At 38.3% G+C, this 20,373-nt stretch carries 16 protein-coding genes; all 16 read right to left on the bottom strand.

The features are described 5' to 3' along the window. Nucleotides 1-7: 7 nt before the first annotated feature. The 16 genes from SK608_RS05305 to dhaL all read right to left on the bottom strand — a co-directional run bounded on the left by SK608_RS05305 (nt 8) and on the right by dhaL (nt 20,361). Entirely contained in the window at nt 8-1,267 is a 1,260-nt protein-coding gene (locus tag SK608_RS05305; protein WP_033677135.1) for a UDP-N-acetylglucosamine 1-carboxyvinyltransferase, read from the bottom strand. Between the two features lie 523 nt (nt 1,268-1,790). Beyond that, a complete protein-coding gene (locus tag SK608_RS05300; RefSeq protein WP_033677133.1) occupies nt 1,791-2,780 on the bottom strand; it encodes a lipoate--protein ligase in 990 nt (329 codons plus the stop codon). A 59-nt stretch (nt 2,781-2,839) separates the two neighbouring features. Beyond that, nucleotides 2,840-4,543: a dihydrolipoyl dehydrogenase gene (lpdA, locus tag SK608_RS05295; protein ID WP_033677130.1), complete on the bottom strand. Its 1,704-nt coding sequence runs from the start codon at nt 4,541-4,543 to the stop codon at nt 2,840-2,842. A 45-nt stretch (nt 4,544-4,588) separates the two neighbouring features. After that, nucleotides 4,589-5,632, bottom strand: a complete 1,044-nt coding sequence (locus SK608_RS05290; protein ID WP_033677128.1) for a dihydrolipoamide acetyltransferase — start codon at nt 5,630-5,632, stop codon at nt 4,589-4,591. A gap of 687 nt (nt 5,633-6,319) precedes the next feature. Continuing rightward, nucleotides 6,320-7,312 carry an alpha-ketoacid dehydrogenase subunit beta gene (locus SK608_RS05285; RefSeq protein WP_000448702.1) on the bottom strand — a complete coding sequence of 331 codons (993 nt, stop codon included), beginning with the start codon at nt 7,310-7,312 and terminating at the stop codon, nt 6,320-6,322. Between the two features lie 15 nt (nt 7,313-7,327). Further along, a complete protein-coding gene (locus SK608_RS05280) occupies nt 7,328-8,296 on the bottom strand; it encodes a thiamine pyrophosphate-dependent dehydrogenase E1 component subunit alpha (protein ID WP_000105369.1) in 969 nt (322 codons plus the stop codon). Nucleotides 8,297-8,449: 153 nt separating this feature from the next. Further along, nucleotides 8,450-9,811 carry a sodium-coupled multidrug efflux MATE transporter PdrM gene (pdrM, locus tag SK608_RS05275; protein ID WP_033677122.1) on the bottom strand — a complete coding sequence of 454 codons (1,362 nt, stop codon included), beginning with the start codon at nt 9,809-9,811 and terminating at the stop codon, nt 8,450-8,452. A 41-nt stretch (nt 9,812-9,852) separates the two neighbouring features. After that, nucleotides 9,853-11,121, bottom strand: a complete 1,269-nt coding sequence (locus SK608_RS05270) for a dihydroorotase (protein ID WP_033677118.1) — start codon at nt 11,119-11,121, stop codon at nt 9,853-9,855. A gap of 12 nt (nt 11,122-11,133) precedes the next feature. Continuing rightward, nucleotides 11,134-11,598 carry an NUDIX hydrolase gene (locus SK608_RS05265; protein WP_001135768.1) on the bottom strand — a complete coding sequence of 155 codons (465 nt, stop codon included), beginning with the start codon at nt 11,596-11,598 and terminating at the stop codon, nt 11,134-11,136. Nucleotides 11,599-11,607: 9 nt separating this feature from the next. After that, nucleotides 11,608-12,261, bottom strand: coding sequence for a uracil-DNA glycosylase (locus SK608_RS05260; RefSeq protein ID WP_033677116.1), 654 nt, complete (start codon nt 12,259-12,261; stop codon nt 11,608-11,610). A gap of 61 nt (nt 12,262-12,322) precedes the next feature. Further along, the gene (pynA, locus tag SK608_RS05255; RefSeq protein ID WP_033677113.1) at nt 12,323-13,015 is read right to left on the bottom strand and encodes a pyrimidine 5'-nucleotidase PynA; all 693 of its coding nucleotides are present in this window, start codon (nt 13,013-13,015) and stop codon (nt 12,323-12,325) included. Between the two features lie 233 nt (nt 13,016-13,248). After that, complete coding sequence (locus tag SK608_RS05250; RefSeq protein ID WP_033677111.1) at nt 13,249-15,060, bottom strand: DNA/RNA helicase domain-containing protein; 1,812 nt, start codon at nt 15,058-15,060, stop codon at nt 13,249-13,251. A gap of 501 nt (nt 15,061-15,561) precedes the next feature. Beyond that, nucleotides 15,562-16,221 (bottom strand): ABC transporter ATP-binding protein, encoded by a 660-nt coding sequence (locus SK608_RS05245; RefSeq protein WP_033677108.1) that lies wholly within the window; start codon nt 16,219-16,221, stop codon nt 15,562-15,564. Between the two features lie 4 nt (nt 16,222-16,225). Then, complete coding sequence (locus SK608_RS05240) at nt 16,226-18,424, bottom strand: hypothetical protein (RefSeq protein ID WP_033677105.1); 2,199 nt, start codon at nt 18,422-18,424, stop codon at nt 16,226-16,228. 987 nt (nt 18,425-19,411) lie between these two features. Next, nucleotides 19,412-19,786 (bottom strand): dihydroxyacetone kinase phosphoryl donor subunit DhaM, encoded by a 375-nt coding sequence (dhaM, locus tag SK608_RS05235; protein ID WP_033677102.1) that lies wholly within the window; start codon nt 19,784-19,786, stop codon nt 19,412-19,414. After that, nucleotides 19,786-20,361, bottom strand: coding sequence for a dihydroxyacetone kinase subunit DhaL (dhaL, locus tag SK608_RS05230; protein ID WP_033677101.1), 576 nt, complete (start codon nt 20,359-20,361; stop codon nt 19,786-19,788). The genes dhaM and dhaL overlap by 1 nt, the downstream gene beginning before the upstream one ends. Between the last annotated feature and the right edge of the window lie 12 nt (nt 20,362-20,373).

Below are 20,373 nucleotides of genomic sequence, written 5' to 3'. Positions count from 1 at the left end.
CTACGGCTTAATCCTCAACAAGTGTAATATCCGCTCCTAGATTACGTAATTTTTCAATAATATCAGAATAACCACGTAAGATAAACTCGATATTTGTAATTTCAGTTTGCCCCTCGGCCATCAAACCAGCAATGACTAGTGCAGCCCCAGCTCGTAGGTCAGTTGCTTTAACACTGGCTCCACGCAAATCACGTCCACCTGTGTACAAAATATGACCATTTGTTGTCGAAATGTCCGCATCCATCTTTGCTAGTTCAAAAACATGATTTACACGTTTTTCGTAAATCGTATCAACAATTGTACCACGACCATTCGCTCTTAGTAAAAGTGGGGTAATCGGTTGTTGCAAATCAGTTGCAAAGCCTGGGTAAGGAGCTGTCTTAATATTGATTGCTTTCAAATTAGACTGCTCTTCGACAAAAATGCTGTCTTCAGATACAGTCATTCTCACTCCCATTTCTTCCAGCTTAGCAATAAATCCTTCTAGGTGTTCGTAAAGAACATTATTTATACGAATCCCCTTGCCAACTGCAGCAGCTAAAGAAATATATGTTCCAGCTTCGATACGGTCTGGAATTACCTGATGACGGGTTCCATGTAATCTTTCAACACCATCAATAATGATGATATTAGTTCCTGCACCGCGGATATGGGCTCCCATATTATTCAAGAGGGTAGCTACATCAATAATTTCAGGTTCACGGGCTGCATTTTCAATAATAGTACGACCATTCACTTTAACCGCAGCAATCATCGTATTAATCGTTGCACCGACACTAACCGTATCCATGTAAATACTTGCACCGTGAAGTCCTGTATCTTTGGCAGATAACTTCATGTTATCTCCCTCGTAGCTAACAGTAGCCCCCATAGCTTCAAAAGCCTTAAGGTGTAGGTCAATCGGGCGAGGACCAAGGTCACACCCTCCAGGCAAGCCAACTGTGGCTTCACCAAAGCGACCTAAAAGACTTCCATAAAAATAATAAGATGCACGAAGACTATTGATTTTCCCATAAGGCATTGGAATATTTTGAACACCTCTTGGGTCAATCTCCAATACATCGTCATAACGCTTAACAGTAGCTCCCATCAATTCCATGATTTCGACAAGACTGGCTACATCCGAAATATCTGGAACACAATCCAAAGTCACCACATCATCAGCCAATATGATAGCTGGAATTAAGGCCACAACGCTATTTTTAGCACCACTAATAGTGATTTCACCTTGTAGTGGTAATCCACCATTGATAACAATTTTTCTCATTCTAAGTTTTCAATACTCTTTCAAGATTTCTAATAAGGTCTTTAAAATAAAGTATATCATAAATTTATACTTTTTTCCATCCTTTTCAATTTTATTGGAGATAGTAAGCAATAAATCGGATTAAGTTGAAAGGCTACGTCTACATTTTTCTTCAACATTTTTTGATACTAAAAAGAACCTGAATTAAAAATTATAAAATACCCCAAAAATTAGATTTTCTCTATCTAACTTTTGAGGTATCGTTCAACTATAAGAGATAATAGTCTTTTGGGATATTTATAGCAAGAAGAAATCAAAAACAACTCATGTCTGTGTCACCTTACAGATAATCTACTACTGACCTTCTCATCTCTATATTCAATTGCAAATAGTCGTATTTAGTTGACTCAGAACAAACTTCCGAGTTTTTTTATTAAGCATTGGAAGTGAGTTCTTTTTGATTCTCGTTCAGCAGGTTTTAAGACTTGTCCTATCCAGATAATATCTTTTCTGCAACCCACAATGACTAATAAATAGCTTTTCTTTACTCTACTACCGCTTCAGCGATTTCTTCACGGCTAATACCAGCGAAGTATCTTGTGATGTCAATAGTTTCTAGGACTTTAAGGACATCTTCGCGTTCGTATTTAACGCCACGAAGGACATCTTCTACTGCAGCAACGTCTTCGATACCAAAGAAATCCCCATAAATCTTGATATCTTGGATTTTTGATTCGACGACATTAGCAAAGACTTCAACCTTACCACTGGTGAATTTGGTTCCACGACGGACGTTAAATTCCGGTGATTTACCGTAGTTCCAGTCCCAAGTACCAAACTTAGTATCTTTGATACGGTTAATTTCAGCCAATTCTTCCTCAGAAAAAACGTATTCTGTCATCTCTGGATACTCTTTTTTCATGTATTCCAAGAGTAAGTCACGGAATTCTTCGACTGTGATTTTTTCTGGTAGTTCATTGATAATATTGGTCACACGAGCACGAACAGATTTCACACCTTTTGATTCAAATTTATCTTTTGAAACCTTAAGGGCGTTAGCAAGGACTGACAAATCAACGTCAAAGAGCAAGCAACCGTGGTGCATGATACGGCCGTTAATATAGGCTTGGGCATTGCCACAGAACTTCTTACCATCAATCTCAAGGTCATTACGACCTGTGAACTCAGCTTTAACCCCAAGTTGAGCCAGGGTATTGATGACCGGAGTTGAGAAGCTCTTGAAGTCAAAAGCCTTGTTTTCATCCTCTTTTGAGATAATCGTATAGTTGAGGTTGTTTAGATCGTGATAAACAGCTCCACCACCGCTGATACGGCGAACCACCTCAATGCCATTTTCTCGAACATAATCACGGTTGATTTCTTCGATGGTATTCTGGTGGCGACCAACAATGATAGATGGCTTGTTAATCCAAAGTAGGAAGATTTGATCCTCATCCAAAAGGTGTTTAAAGGCGTATTCTTCCAAGGCGATATTAAAGGCAGTGTCGTTTGAATGATTGATAATATATTTCATGATATCCCTTTATACGATAGAGACTGGAAAAATATTTTCCAGTCTATTCTATCTTTCTTTTATTTTTTCTTAGGTGAATGGATAGCCATTCCTAGAACATCCGCAAATGCTTCGTACATCACTTCAGAGTAGGTTGGGTGTCCGTGGATAGTCTTCAGCATTTCTTCAACAGTGATTTCCATTTCGATAATGCTTGACGCTTCGTTGATCAATTCTGCAGCTGCAGGACCGATGATATGGACACCAAGGATTTCTCCGTATTTCTTATCTGCAATGACTTTTACGAAACCTTGAGCAGCATCCGATGCAATAGCACGACCGTTAGCAGCAAAGTTGAACTTACCAATGGCAACATCGTATTTCTCACGGGCTTGTTCTTCTGTCAAACCTACTGCTGCTACTTCAGGAAGAGTGTAGATAGCTGCTGGAGTCAAATTCAATTTGGCAACAGCATGATTTCCTTTAAGAGCATTTTCTGCGGCAACTTCACCCATACGGAAAGCTGCGTGAGCCAACATCTTCGTACCGTTGATGTCACCTGGTGCGTAAATACCTGGAACAGAAGTTTCCATGTATTCGTTGACCTTGATGCGTCCACGATCCAATTCAAACTCAACTTCGCCAATACCTTCAAGGTCTGGCACACGACCGATTGAAAGAAGAGCTTTGCTTGCGATGATATCGTCTTTTCCTTCAACCTTGATACGAAGTTGACCATTTTCCTCGATGATTTCTTGAAGTTTAGTACCAGTCAAGATGGTCATACCTTTACGTTCAAGAATCAAGCGAAGGTTCTTAGAAACTTCAGCGTCCATAGCTGGGACGATACGGTCCATCATTTCGATAACAGTTACTTTTGAGCCAAATGTCATGAAGGCCTGACCGAGTTCTATACCGACAACTCCACCACCGATGATAACAAGGCTTTCTGGCACTTCATTCATTTCAAGAATATCGTCACTGGTCATCACAAGTGGAGATTCCATACCAGGGACGTTGATCTTGCTGACTTTTGAACCACCGGCAAGGATGATTTTCTTGGTTTCAAGCAATTCAGAACCATTTACCAAGACATTCTTGTCTTTAGTAATGGTACCAATACCCTTATGTACTGCTACACCATAACTACGAAGAAGACCTGCAACACCACCGACAAGGGTATTGACAACCTTAGACTTAGTTTCAAGGAGTTTGTCCATATCTACAGTGAAGTTTGGATTTTCGATTACGATACCACGGTTTGCAGCATGACCGATGTTTTCGATGATTTCAGCGTTGTGAAGATAGGTCTTGGTTGGAATACAACCACGGTTCAAGCAGGTTCCACCAAGTTCAGATTTCTCAACAAGGGCAACCTTACCACCGAGTTGGGCAGCTTTAATGGCTGCAACATAACCAGCAGGACCTCCACCAATCACAACGATATCAAAAGCATCATCGCTCTTACCATCATCGTTTGAGGCACTTGCTGCAGGTGCAGGGCTAGCTTCTGGCGCTGCTGCTCCAGCTGTTGGGATATTTTCCCCTTCTTCACCAAGGTAACCGATAACTTCCGTTACAGGGACAGTTTCACCATCTCCTTTGAGGATAGCGATCAAGTAACCGTCTTCTTCTGCTTCCAATTCCATGCTGACTTTGTCAGTCATGATTTCCAAAAGGATTTCTCCTTCTTTTACAAATTCTCCGACTTTTTTATTCCATTGGACGATTTGTCCTTCTGTCATATCCACGCCGGCTTTTGGCATAATTACTTCTAAGGCCATGTCTTCCTTCCTTTATCTATATCTTAAAAATGAATACTCTTGCTCTTAAATCAACATTGAGATTGGATTTTCAATCAATTCTTTCAAGTCTTTCATAAACTTAGCACCAGCCATACCATCTACGACACGGTGGTCAATTGTTAAACCAAGACTCATGATTGGGCGAATCACAATTTCACCATTGACAACAACAGGCTTCTCAATCGTCGAGCTCACACCAAGAATAGCTGAGTTTGGTTGGTTGATGATCGGACCAAAGGACTGAACGCCAAACATTCCCAAATTACTGATTGTGAATGTTGAATTTTGAAGTTCACTTGGAGCCAATTTACCGTCCAAGGTACGACCAATGACATCCTTGAAGGCTACAACCAGTTCTGAAAGACTCATCTTCTCAGCATTGTAAACAACAGGTGTCATCAATCCATTATCCATCCCAACTGCCATGGCAAGATTGACATAGTTGTGAGTGATAATAGTCTTGCCATCTTCTGTCAATGAAGCATTGATATAAGGATGCTTCATCAAGGTTTTCACAACAGCAAGTGAAAGGAGGTCTGTTACAGTAGTCTTCTTCCCAGTTGCTTCCATGATTGGCTCAAGAACCTTCTTACGAAGAGACAACATTTCAGTCATATCAACTTCATAGTTAAGCGTGAAGGTTGGAGCAGTTAGGTAAGATTCAATCATACGTTGGGCAATAACCTTACGCATTGGTGTCATTGGAATACGTTCAATTTCACCGTATGGTGTTACGTTATCAGGAACTTCTTCCACTTTTTCAATCTGAGCAGGAGACTTGATGGTGTCGTTTTCAATATTTTCAGGAAGCAAGGCCAAAACATCCTTCTTCATGATTTTACCACGATGACCAGTTCCTTGGATTTCCTGCCAAGCAATGTTATGTTCGAGGGCAATTCGTTTTGCAAGTGGCGAAATGCGAACCACGTTTGTGTCTTTATAAGTTTCCACGTCTTCTTTGTGGACACGACCGTTTGCACCTGAGCCAGAAACGTCGTAGAGGTTGATCCCTAAATCATCCGCTAACTTTCTAGCCGCAGGAGTCGCTCTTAGCTTGTCATCAGCCATGACCTCTCCAATTCTATTATAAGATACTAAGGGCGTCAAAAGTCAAAGTGAAAATAGGAAACTTGACGAAGAAAATTTAGTTTCTAGGAAAGTTTATCTTTTTCACACAGACTTCAGCCCGAGTTCAATTAAATGATACTAAGGGCGTTTAAAAGCGACCGAAAAATAGGAAATCAACGCTAACTTCGATGAAGTCAAGGAGATTTATCTTTTTTCCGAGCTTTTAGCCCGTGTTCGAATATAAGATATTAAGGACTAAGAGGGCAATGAAAAAATAGGAGATTGACGATGTGTTCGATGAACACAAGGAAATCTATCTTTTTTTCGCAGACCTCCGTCCGAATTCAACTCTACAAGCAACTTGGATACAACACGTATCTCAAGTTGCTACGGTTGCCGCTATTAGGCGGTCAACCTAGTAGACTTACTAAGTCGTTCGTCGAATAACATCGATTCGACTCACTCATGTCGCAACTCTTCAAATCACTTGGATACGAAACGTGTCTCAAGTTACTACGGTTGCCGCTATCAGGCGGTCAACCTTGTAGACTTACTAAGTCGTTCGTCGAATAACATCGATTCGACTCTCTCCTGTCGCAACTTTAGAAATAACTTGGGTACATTACATATCTCAAGTTACTAAAGTTAAAAGCAAGCATTATTTTACATAACTTATATTATGTAAATTTATTCTTTGTTATAAGTTTTACGGATGGCATCTTTGATGCTTTCAACTGTTGGAATCATTGCATTTTCTAGGTTTTGTGCATAAGGCATCGGCACATCTTCTCCTGCACAACGGCGGATTGGTGCATCTAGATAGTCAAATGCTTCTGATTCTGAAATAATAGCTGAAATCTCTCCGATATAACCACTTGTTTTATGGGCATCATTGACCAGAACAACCTTACCAGTCTTCTTAACTGAGTTAATGATGATGTCCTTATCAAGCGGAACAAGGGTACGTGGGTCCACAATTTCAACAGAAATTCCTTCTTCTGCTAATTCTTCAGCAGCTTGAACCACACGGCGAAGCATTTTTCCATAAGTAACAACTGTTACATCCGTACCTTGGCGTTTGATTTCCCCAACTCCAAGTGGGATCGTGTAGTCTGGATCAACTGGCACTTCCCCTTTTTGGTTAAATTCTGACTTGTACTCAAGAATAATAACAGGGTTATTATCACGGATAGAAGACTTAAGCAGTCCTTTCATGTCCGCAGGTGTTCCAGGTGCTACAACCTTAAGTCCAGGAATGTGAGTAAACCAAGACTCTAGTGATTGCGAGTGCTGGGCTGCAGAACCAACTCCGTTACCAGCAGCGCATCGAACGGTCATTGGAACCTGACCTTTACCACCAAACATGTAACGTGTTTTCGCAGCTTGGTTGACGATATTGTCCATGGCAATAACCGAGAAATCCATGAAGGTCATATCGACGATTGGTCGAAGGCCTGTCATGGCTGCTCCGGCTGCTGCACCTGAAATGGCAGCTTCAGAAATTGGACAATCACGAACACGTTCTGGACCAAATTCTTCAAGCATTCCAACAGAAGTACCGAAGTCTCCTCCAAAGACACCGACGTCTTCTCCCATCAAGAATATATTTTCATCGCGACGCATTTCCTCAGACATAGCAAGGATAATGGTGTCACGGAAGGACATTGTTTTTGTTTCCATTTTATCTCTTTCTCCTTAGTCTGCGTAAATATCTTCAAATGCTGATTCAAGTGGTGGGAATGGACTTTCTTCCGCAAATTTAACAGAAGCTTCTACGGCTTCCTTTACTTGCGCTTGGATTTCTTCCAATTCTTCGGCACTTGCAATGTTATTTTCAATAAAGTAATTGCGGAGGTTTTCGATCGGGTCTTTTTGTTTCCACAATTCCACTTCTTCACGCGTACGATATTTACCAGGGTCAGATGATGAGTGACCAAGCCAGCGATAAGTTACACTTTCAATCAAGACTGGACCATTGCCACCACGAACATGATCTACAGCTTTCTTAAATCCTTCATAGACATCGATGACATTGTTTCCATCTTCGATAAACATTCCAGGAATTCCATAAGCAGCGCTACGTTGATGGATATGCTCCACATTGGTCATTTTCTTGATATCCGCAGAGATTCCATAACCGTTATTAATGCAATAGAAAATGACTGGCAGGTTCCAGATAGAAGCCATGTTTACTGCTTCGTGGAAAACACCTTCATTGGTCGCACCATCTCCAAAGAAGCAGACAACGATTTTTCCGGTATTTTGCATTTGCTGACTAAGAGCTGCACCGACAGCGATTCCCATACCACCACCTACGATACCATTGGCACCAAGGTTACCAGCATCAAGGTCGGCAATATGCATAGAACCACCTTTACCTTTACAGGTTCCAGTGTATTTACCAAGGATTTCAGCCATCATCCCGTTGAGGTCAATTCCTTTGGCAATAGCTTGTCCGTGACCACGGTGGTTTGATGTGATCAAATCATCTGGATTGAGAGCCAACATAGCACCCACGTTAGCTGCCTCTTCTCCAACAGAAAAGTGCGTCATTCCTGGCACTTTCCCTTTCTTTACTAATTGTGCAATTTTTAAGTCCATGCGACGAATTTCTTCCATCTTACGGAACATTTCTAGCAAAAGATTTTTATCTAAAGTTGACATCTTCTTGCCTTTCTAACTTTCTTCTTACCTTACTATTTTACCGTTTTTGGAAAATACTGTCAAAGTTTTTCTAAAGAAAATTTCACAAAATAAAAAAGAAAACCCAATGATAACAAGGGATTTTCTTGTCAAGAATATTTTTTCACAAACTTTTTATCGTTTGGATTTTGCTAAAGATTCAAATCTCTTCATAATCACAGTTAAACGCCAACGGTAAAGAACCCCACTCACAATTAGACTAATAATCAAGCCGATCCAGTAAGAATAAGCTCCAAAATCTGTTAGGGAATCAAATAGCATAGCCACTGGGATTGCTACACCCAAATAGCCAACCAAACCAAGGTAAAAAGGAATAACGGTATCCTTATAACCTCGTAAAATTCCCTGAAGCGGTGCCGCAAAGGTATCTGCTAACTGGAAGAAAAGGCTGTAAGTCAAAAAACGCGCTGTCAAATCGATAAATTCTGAGTCGTTCCCATAAAGACTGGCCACATTTCCCCTAAAAATGTAAAGGAAAGATAAGGTAAAGGCCGCAAAAATGAGGGCAGTCCATCTTCCTAGACCAATATAGGTTTTCGCATCATCAAATCGCTTGGCTCCCACTTCATAGGAAACGACAATAGCCATAGCCGATGATATACTCATAGGAAAGGCGTACATAAGACTTGAAAAGTTCATGGCTGACTGGTGACTAGCGATAATCAAGGACGAGAACTTAGCCATAATTAAACCAACCACGGAAAAGATGGCCACTTCCGCAAAGACAGTTCCCCCAATAGGCAAACCTAAGCGAACTCCTTCCTTGATTTTATCCATATTAAGCGGAATGCGTTTCTCAAGGTGTAAGGCTTTGAGCTTCTCCTGTTTAAACAAAACCAGAACAGAAATTCCCAACAAGACCCAGTAGGCCAAGGAAGTACCTAAACCTGCACCAGCCCCTCCCAGCTCTGGAACTCCAAAGGCCCCGTAAATCAAGAGATAGTTAAATCCACTATTCAAGGGAAGTAACAAAAGCATGAGGTACATGGACAGTTTGGTCAAGCCCAGCGAATCCAGCAAGGAGCGTATAACACTAAAGAGCAACAAGGGGATAATCCCGATAGATAAAAACCAGAGATAGCGAACCGCTACTGCCGCCACTGGTGCTTCTAGTCCAATATGATTCAAGATTGGTGGTGACAAGAAAAGTACCATCCCCAGCAAGAGCACAGATAGACCCAAGGCCAGATAGATGAACTGGTAAAAATCAGACGCAACCTCTTCCTTTTTGCCTCGACCAAGATGGTGACCAATGATGGGCACCAGGGCTGATACAATCCCTGTCAGGAATGTAAAGAAAGGATTCCAGATACTGGTTGCCATAGACACACCAGCTAAATCCATGGTATTGTATTGGCCTGTCATAGTCGTATCAACAAAGGAGGCAGAATAATTGGCAAATTGATAAATCAGGATAGGAAAAAATATCTTTAAAAATAAGATAAACTTGTCTTTAAAATGATGGGTCTGGTACATATAAGCTCTTTATTCTTTTTGTTTACAGAGCAGACTATCACCTAGTTTTGATAGACAATTTGTCCCTTACAGATGGTATATTTAACCTGCCCTTTTAAGGTTTCACCGATGAATGGTGAATTAGCTGCTTTGGAAGCAAAATGGGAGTCCACAAGGCGGTCAGCCTTAGCATCAAAAATAGTGATGTCCGCTGGACCATTCTCAGCCAAGTAACCTGCTTCAAAGCTGTAAAGCTTGGCTGGGTTGTATGTCATTTTTTCAAGTAATTCCATCAAGCTCAACTCACCAGTTTCCACCAAATAGGTCAAGCCAAGAGATAGAGATGTTTCTAAGCCAGTCATGCCAGATGGCGCTTTGGTAATATCTTCGACATTTTTCTCATCTGCATGGTGAGGCGCGTGGTCAGTCGCGATAACTGTGATGACGCCTGACTTGAGACCTTCGATAACAGCACGACGGTCTGATTCCAAACGAAGCGGTGGATTCATCTTGGCATTGCTTCCTTGTGTCAAAAGGAGCGCTTCGGTCTTAGAAAAATGCTGTGGCGCTACTTCTGCTGTGACTTGCGCTCCCAATCCTTGAGCAAACTCCACTACTTTAACACTTTCTTCCTTAGACAAATGCTGGATGTGAACATGAGCCTTAGTTGCATAGGCAATCATAACATCACGCGCCATCATAGCATACTCAGCCACCCCAGTTGCACCGCAGATATGGAAATGCTCTTTAGCAATATTTTCATTAAAGCCAAGAATCCCATTCAATCCTGGATCTTCTTCATGAAGGCTAATAAAAGTATTAAGCTTTTTAGCTTCCTCCATGGCTTCCTTGACAACTTTACTACTTTCGAGTGGAATGCCATCATCTGAAAATCCAACTGCTCCAGCTTCTAAGAGTGCTTTAAAGTCAGTCAAATCTTGCCCATTAAAATTTTTAGTAATGGTCGCAACCGTCTTAACATTAATCTTCTCTTTGGCAGCTGACTGGAGAACTTCTTGCAAAGTCTCCACGTCTGAAATGGTTGGACTAGTATTAGCCATCATGACGACAGTTGTAAAACCACCTGCAGCGGCTGCAAGGGCACCTGTGTGAATATCTTCCTTATGAGTTTGACCAGGTTCACGGAAATGAACATGAATATCGACCAAGCCAGGAGCAACTACAAGACCTGTAGCATCAATCATCTCTGCTCCTTCTTCTTTAATCTCAGGTGCAATTTTGATAATTTTCCCATCTTGGGCTAAGACATCACACACTTGATCCAAACCAGACTTGGGATCCATTACACGACCATTTTTGATTAGTAGCATCTGCTTTCTCCTTTATTCATAGAAATCAACTTGGGTATCCAACAATTTATCCCCATCATAAACAAACTTAGCTGAAAAGAAGGGTTTGTCCTCTAAAAGCCACTCAACAAAGGTATGGTCACCTTCCCAAGTCGGCTTGCTCAAAACCTCATCATAAGGAACCCATTCCAGCGTCCCCTCGTTGCAATCAATCAAGTCACCCTCAAACTCTGTCACCTTAAAAACATAGGTGTACCAGTCTAAATCTGGTGTAAATTCAGGAAAAGTGATGACACCTTTTAGAACTGGCTTGGCTTTGAGCCCTGTTTCCTCAAGGATTTCACGCGCCGCGCATTCCTGAGGTGTCTCTCCTCGCTCTAGCTTACCACCCACACCAATCCATTTCCCTTCATGAACATCATTAGGTTTCTTATTACGGTGGAGCATGAGCAGTTCCTTCCCGTTATCAATGTAGCAAATTGTCGCTAACTGAGGCATATTTTCTCCTTATCTAAGCCAATCGATTGGCTCTTGTCCTGTCTCTTTTAAGAATGCATTGGCCTTGGAAAAAGGCTTGGAACCCCAAAATCCTCTATAAACTGACAAAGGACTGGGATGGGCTGATTCGATAATCAAGTGATGAGGATTGGTAACTAAGGCCTTCTTCTTACGTGCATAAGCTCCCCAGAGTACAAAAACGACTGGTCTATCTAGATGATTGACCACCTGAATCACAGCATCTGTAAATGGCTCCCATATCTGACCAGCATGACCATTGGCTTGTCCAGCAGGAACAGTCAGACATGCATTAAGAAGTAAGACTCCTTGCTCAGCCCATGCTGTCAAATCATGGGATTTCTTAACCCCGATGTCATCTGACAATTCTTTCAAGATATTTTGCAAGGATGGCGGAGCTGGGATAGAGTCCGGTACAGAAAAACTCAAGCCCTGCGCTTGACCTGGCCCGTGATAGGGATCTTGCCCTAGAATCACCACCTTAACTTCTTCAAGCGGTGTTGTCAAGAGAGACTGAAAAACCTTTTCCTTGGGTGGATAAACAGTCCCCTGAGCATAAACCTGCTCCATAAACTGATTAATTTTTCCAAAATAACCTTCAGGTAATTGCGCCTTAATCAAAGCATGCCAAGACGAGTGTTCCATAGCCGACTCCTTCGTTTTTACTGACTCTATTATAGCAAAAAGTGGCTATCTAAACCACTTTTTACAGTTTATCTAAGCAATCCAGCAAGTCTTGGTAAGAATGGACTTCGTAAGTCGGCTGGGCTTGTGTGTGATTTTCAACACGATGAGGGTTGTACCAGATAGTGTCAATCCCCGCATTATTGCCGCCTTGAATGTCGGCGGTTAGGGAATCTCCAATCATCAGCGTCTTTTCTTTGCTAAAACCTGCAATATGTTGACCGATTTTTTCATAAAAGAGAGCATCAGGCTTTTGTGTTTGCAATTGTTCAGAGATAAAGACTTGATTGAAATAAGATGCTAGACCAGATTGAGCCAAGCGCCCTGTCTGAATGGCAGTAATACCATTTGTCGCAGCATACAGCTCATAATCTCGCTCGATGAGACTGTCCAAAAGTTCATGAGCGCCTGAAAAAGTTTGCCCCTGCTGGGCAAGGTAAAATTGGTAACGCTGGGCTAGAAAACTACCGTCTTTTTCCTGTCCAAAATGAGCAAATAAACGAGAAAAGCGCGTGTTAACCAGCTCTTGTTTACTGATTTTCTTTTGCTCCAAGTCCTTCCAGAGAGCCTTGTTCATGGGAACGTAATAGTTTTTATAAGCCTGAATATCTGTAACCCCTTCTTCTTTTAGAAGTTGCGTTAAAGCCACATCCTCAGCAGCATCAAAATCAAGAAGAGTGTGGTCGAGGTCAAAAAATAGAAATTTGTAGGACAATTTGAGAATTTTCCTTTCTAGTTGGTATATGTTGTTAAACTATTTGAATAACGTAATTTAGTTGTCCAACAAAAGTAATGAAAAATGAAATAGGGTTAAATTATGCAAAATAAAAATATCTAAGTTGGCATCTCTAACAGGTTGATTGACAGAATCTTAAATTATCTTCTTGTTGCTCAGTAATATTTTCCATAAATTCATCTTATCACAACACTTATTTTACACCATATTATTTAATCGTTAAGAAAATTAATTAAAGACTCATTTAACTCTACTATTTGTTCTTTGTTCATACCTTTGATTTTCTTCTGATACACTATATCAAATTCAGTCATTGATAATTCAATTGGTTCTCCAATTAAAAAATTACTACTTACATTATAAAAATTGGACAATCTTTTCAATATCTTATTGTTTGGAAACTTCCCTGTTTCCTCTATATTTTTGTAAGTTGATTCAAGACACTTACAAACTTTGGCTACATCACTAAACTGAGAGTTATTTGTTTCTCTCAATAACTTGATCCTATTACTAATTCTTCTCAGATTTCGTCGTTTCTCCCAATTAATCAATTCTTGAATTTCTGTATAAATTTCTTTGTTTTTTATCACCACGAAAAGTAAATGTTTCTTTACTCTTGTAATGGCTTGAAAAATACCATTTGTTCCCAAATATGGATAGTAGAATCCTGTCGGCCTAAATACTAGTTTATTTTCAATATAGATCGTCCTATCATCAATTGGTATAATCACATTTTCATATTCTCGTCCAATGACCGTGAAGCCATCTTTAGAATCTGATTTAATCTTTTCATTATAAGTTGTCCCAGTGGCCTTAGTTTTATAGGAGGCAACTTCTATTGATTCATAATTTTCATCTCGTTCCATTACTTCAATAAAGTATCGAGCTCTAGTCACGCTATCAAAATATACAGCATTTACTTTTGGAAATTCTATAGGCTGTAAACCATTACGATCTTTTTCGAACAATTTTAAAATAAAAGTCGAAAGCGACTCGTCCGTTCTAACTTTTTCCTTTAAATCAAATTTCTGTACACCTACTATATTTTCCAATTTTTGTTCTACATTTAAACTATTCTCTTCATACTTTAAAGTTTGAGCTTTATCTACACAAAAAATTAATTTAGCAGGACTCTCTATAACCCTATTGTAGTTTTCTTCGTATAATCGTTGAGACTCATCAAGCAATATGTAATCAAAATTCTCTATGGTCAGACTTTGTAATTGTTTAATATGTATAAATTTAAAATCTACTTGATTATCAATTTCAATGGGGTTTTCTAGAATTGAACAAAATATTAACAATACTTTACTTCCTAGCTTAGTTAATTTATCAGCTAAGTCAAATAATACAAGTGTTTTACCAGTTCCAGCTCCTCCTTTAATCATGCTCACTTTCTTAGCAGTTGATAAAATATCCTGTACTATTTTCTTTTGCTCACTATTTAAAAAATACCTATGATCAATGAATCTTTTAATATCTGAGTATGGAGATACAATAAGACTGTCAGCATCTAAATCGTCCAGCAAATTGTTTTCAAGATAGTCTAGAGATATTAAATTACATAAAATATCTATTGTTACTTTTGTCAAACTTTCATTTGAAATTGTAAACAACTCTTTTGTTTCACTTACGTATGTGAATGTATAAATTTCTTTCTCAGTATCTACACAGCCTAATACAAACTTATGCCTTATTAATTGATCTTTAATTTCTTCATCTGGAATTCTCTCACTCTTCAATTCAATATTCAATATACTGTCATTTGAAAACCTCAATAAATCAAATTGTTCTCGAAATCCTATTTCAACTTTTTTATCCAAATAATATCCAGATAATTTCTTTGTTTCAACCCCTGCTTGACGCTCTATATTATTAAATATATGAGAAGCAATTTCGTTAACATCAGCGTATTCCTGTTCCTGCATACTTTCAATGTTGTTTATATATTTGTAATTTTCAAAAACTTCATCGTCTTTATAAGCTTCCATATATGTATATAAATTGATTACTTTTGACTTCATTTTCTCACCAACTTCTTCTATAAATTATAGATAATTAAACACTAGACTTCCTGCGAAACAAAAATATAAATATCTTACAATCATTTATTACTATCCTGCACCACAATAATCGGTTAATACAAATAAAATACTAATCTCCATAAAGTCAACACATCCTAGTTTATTAGCTTTTATACTTTAGGAAAGTAGTTGTATAAAATGTAAAGCTCTCCCAATAAATGCCATATCTAAGGAGAGTTACTGTATTTTTATAAACGTAAGCCAAGCATTTAGCTCATATATGTCTTAATTCTCCACATTTTATATATTCACTAAAAAGAGAAAACCCACAGATTATAAGCAGTTTTATTTTTAGAAAACTCTTCAATCATCAATTAATTTGATACACTGTTTTTTGGAATAATTTTGTAAAGTATGATACCTTCTGATTTCACAATGCAATAATAATTAATTTTTTCATGAATATTTCCTAACAATGAGCAATCTATGTAGCAACACGTGTCAGTGCAAATCTTTTAAGCGTTCTAAGTCAATAATTCTATCACATTGCTGAGCCTGATACATATTATGCGTCACCAAAATAATCGTTTTCCCGTACTCATCACGTAGCAGTTTCAGTAATTCAAAGGCTGTTTGAGCCATTTGTGGATCCAAGGAGCCAGTTGGCTCATCTGCTAGAATCAACTCTCCTGGCTTTAGAATAGCACGAGCGATAGCAATTCGCTGCTGTTCTCCACCTGATAACTCATTAATACGACTCTCCAAGAAAGATTCCATGTGAACTTTTGATAAAACTGTCTTTATTTTTTTATCTTTTTCTTCCTTAGTTAAATTAGTGTAATGAAGTGCTAGCATCAAATTATCACCAACACTTTCATTTGGAATCAGGGCATTAGATTGAAACAAGTAATTTAATACATTTCGACGGAGATGGGTTGCCTTTTTAGAGTTAACTTGTGGTAGAATCTCACCATCAATCGTGATTGTTCCCTCATCAACAGTTTCTAATAAGCCAATAAGGTTGAGTAACGTAGATTTTCCTGAACCGGATGGACCAATCAACGCAACAAATTCTCTATCCGAAATATCAAATGAAATATTCTCAATAACACGTTTTGTACCGTAATATTTCGATAACTGTCTGACTGAAATAGTTGGCATATTCTTACTCCTTAAATATATTTAAGATTTTCTGCTGTTCTTTCCGTAAAAGAAAACCATATAGAAGAACTGACTGCAAACATAGAGATAAAGCGGCGGACACTATACCCAATTTTGTTTTCAATAAGAAACTAATTAGTACCTCTATAATAGCAGAAACAATCACCAAAATCATAATTCCTTTATAACGTGCCCATAAACCAAATCCTAAGAAGTATTGCACTATTAACCGATCTTGATAAGTAATTCGATACATCAATACCAAAGCAATCAGTATTGAAGTTAAGCTAATCAATACAGCTAATATAAGGCTACCAAATAAATAAAAAGTATAACTCAACTCTTTCTGGCGTCCATCAATATATCGCCTAACTGGTGTAAATTGAATATCGTTATCCATAAGATCTGGAAAATGAGTCGTTATCTCTTCCTTCACACGAGTCAGAATATTCTGATTACGTATTTTGAGATAACCATTGAAACCCGAAACAACAAGATTCGCACTCTCCTTAAAATAAAGATTTTCAGGACTAGCTACAAAAATAATCGGCTCCTTACTAGTTACCCCTTGTTGTAAATTTGTGGACCAAAGGAAAATATCTTTAGTTGTGGAATAGCTTTTATAAATGAATTGACGATTTTGTGTAAATGGTGTCTCCACATCCCCATCATAGACTTTGACACTTTCTTCTAAATATGCTCGCATACGTTGCTGCTCCTCAGTTGTATAACTATCTGGAATCAGATACAATCTGCTACCACTTCGTATCTCATTTAATTCTTCTTCAGAAAACTGAAAACCTAGTTCAGTTAAATAATTATAAGAATAAACTAGATACCAAAATGGTTTACTAGGTAGATTCTGATAAGCAGTCACGTTCGCCAAAAAATCTTGTCCGTAGTATTGACTATGAATTAAATAGACACCTTCATCATGACCTATTTTTGTATAAAGATGATACATACTTAATTCTAATGTATTACTCGTACCTGCCAGTGTTCCCAAGTCATCGCCTTCAGAAAAAGAATCAATTACTTGCATATTCTCAACACTTTTCCACGCCCTAGCAATATGGACATTATCCATAAAACGGTACAAAGGACCATCTAGAGAATAACTGGTAGCAATTAAGATACTGCTTAACGCAATGTAGGAACTAATACCTAAAATAGTCAATAGTCTACTTGGAAAACGTTTGTGAATAGTAGACAAAGCAGTCACTGAATAAACTATCAAACTAGGAATAATGAGAATAGTAGCTAAGGCAAACATTGAAAATACTATATGGCCCATGATAGGTATCAAAATATAGTATGAAACTTGGGACCAGCCTGTCAACCACCAAATGCCTACAGCTAATATAGGTGTGCTAAGAACCGATGGATAAATAATAGGTTTAAATAATGCTAACCAAAATTCATTTCGACTCCATCCCAGTAGGGTGAGACTACCAAATTTTTCATAGGCCTGAAGAACAATTACAAGCAATAATATTAACAGCGTTAACATTGTGAATAACAGCAAACCTATGAGAACAAAAGGAACTAGACCATAATCACGACGACTACCAAATTTTTCCTGTAGAAAATTTTCCTCTGATAAGTCTGTGGCACTCGCAAACTGTTTGATAAATTCACTTTTGTCTGTTTCTGATTCTAAACCATTTACATGATAGATTCCCGTTAAAGTATTGGTTTTTTGATAAACTTGCTCTAATCGATCAATAACAATCGGAACAGTAAATAAAGGCCTCGGTAGCTCATAAAGTGTATCATGAGACGCCTCAGCAATTCCTATCGTTTTCTTACTATCCTCATGCTCTAGTAAGACTTTTAGCTGTGACTTAGTTAAAATATTTGAATGGTGATAGTTAAAATCAGAAAAATAATCAGAATTTCCCATGGCATCTATATAATGTTTTTGTATACCATTGCCTTTAGAATCTTGAATGACTCGATGAGTCCAAACGGCTAAATCACTTCTCTCATTTAAATAATAAAACGCTTTTTCTTGCTGAATTGGACTTAGCTTTTGAAGGTACAGCGTTATAGTTCGATTATTCTGGTTGTAGTGCTGCCATGTTTCTTGATAAGATACACCTGTAAAAAAAATTGCTGTCAGAGCAAATAATATACTCTGAACAGCAACCAAAAACAGGGCTAGGTATTTTAATTTTCCTAGAAAAATGTTGTTGTAACTCATATCCTAGACTCCTTTCTTAATTAAACTATTCAAACCATTTTTACTTAGCAACAAACACAAGTCCTGAATCAAAGCCCTGATTTTTAGCAGGAAAGTGACTTATTACCGAGACGGTTAATATCAAAGACAACAAACTTATAGCTAATAAGATTTCTCTTTTCATAGCTTTTTTTACTTTTTATTTTATGCTTTAATAATAACATGATTTGAAAGCGTTGTCAACATTATTATAGTAAAATAAACCAAAAAAATGAGGCTGGGACAAAAGTTTAACCTTAAATACAAAAAGCGAACAAAACGAGTTATCTGACATTCAGAATTCTGTTTTGTTCGCCTTTTTGTCTAATCTATCGATTTTAAAAAATTATAATAAAGAGTTCCTAAAATCAAAATCTTTTTGTCCCAGACTCCTAGACATAAACCAAGTCAGATTAAAGATACAAATATAATGGTAGGGCTTTCTTTTACTTTAGACTACCATAAAACAAGGAATCTTTCAACAAAATTCATTGTCAAACTACTCTCCTATACAATTGACAGCTTAAATCTTTCAGAATAGAACAATCCTAACTATCGAATACCCTAACTTCATGAATATCCATGTAATTCTAGACCTAGAATTCCTATAAACTAAATGTTTTCGCACTATTCTAAGCTATTGATTGCCTTAAATTTTAATTTTTAAAGTATTCTAAAGCTAGAATAGTCCTATCACAATCAGTTTTGAATTATTATACTCAATGAAAATCAAAGAGCAAACTAGGAAACTAGCCGCAGGCTGTACTTGAGTACGACAAGGCGACGTTGACGTGGTTTGAATTTGATTTTCGAAGAGTATTAACAATTTAGAAACGCTATGATTCCACTCCTGTTAAATTAAAAAGGAACTGCGCAAGCAATCCCTTTCTGATTTTGAAATTATTTACTTAAACTTTGATAGTAGTGATAATTAATAGCCCACCTAAAAAAGGAGTAATAGTAAATTCCTTATTTATTAATTTCAAGCTCCGCCAACTGTGTTTGAATAACCGGCAGTTCTGCCCCAGCCTGAAGAAGAGCAGCTGCAGTATAGGCGCCTTCTACAATTGGAACACTGTTGATGATGATACTCTTATCACTGAAATCAGCCACCATTTCTAAGTTCATTTTAGCAGAACCTAGGTCAAAAAAGGCAAGTAAAGTATCTGCTGGATTTTCAGAAACAACCCTATCTACTTGATCAAAACTCGTTCCAATTTCTCCATCTTCGGTTCCTCCTACATAAGTAATCGGAACATCTTTAGCTACTTCACCAATCAGTTCAACAAGACCTTGTGCAATGTTTTTGGAATGTGAAACGATAACAAGACCAATACTTCCCATTAAACCACCCCGGTTTCTAAAAGAGCAGTAAAGAGTAATCCTGATGAAAACGATCCAGGGTCAATATGTCCGAGAGATCGTTCTCCTACATAAGATGCTCTTCCTTTAGTTGCAAGTAAATCTTTGGTAGCATTCACTACCTGATCAATAACCTCTTGAGTCAACTGGCCATCAGACAAGGCGGCAATAACAGGAGTCCAAACATCAACCATTGTCTTTTCTCCAACTTCTGCTTTCCCACGTTTGACAATCATATCCAAACCACTTTGTAAGATTTCTTCTAATTTCGAATTTGAATCAGCCTTGGCCATGCCCATAAAAGCAGAGCCATACAAGGGACCAGAAGCACCACCTACCTTACTCAGTAGTTGCATTGAAACAAGTTTAAAAACATCACTACTTGTCTCAAATTGCTTGCCTTCTAAGTTTTCAATAACTGCAGCCATGCCACGCGCCATATTTCCACCGTGGTCTCCATCTCCTATAGGAGTATCTAGCTCACTAAGATAATCTTTCTGTTCTTGAATCTTCTCATTAAAAAGCTTCATCCATTCAAGAGCTTGTTCAGCATTCATGTGATATTTCCT

The sequence above is a fragment of the Streptococcus mitis subsp. hohhotensis genome, assembly GCF_000722775.1.
Classification (GTDB): Bacteria; Bacillota; Bacilli; order Lactobacillales; family Streptococcaceae; genus Streptococcus; species Streptococcus carlssonii.
Note: the sequence above shows the minus strand (reverse complement) of the source record. Positions and strands in the feature narration are given on the sequence as shown.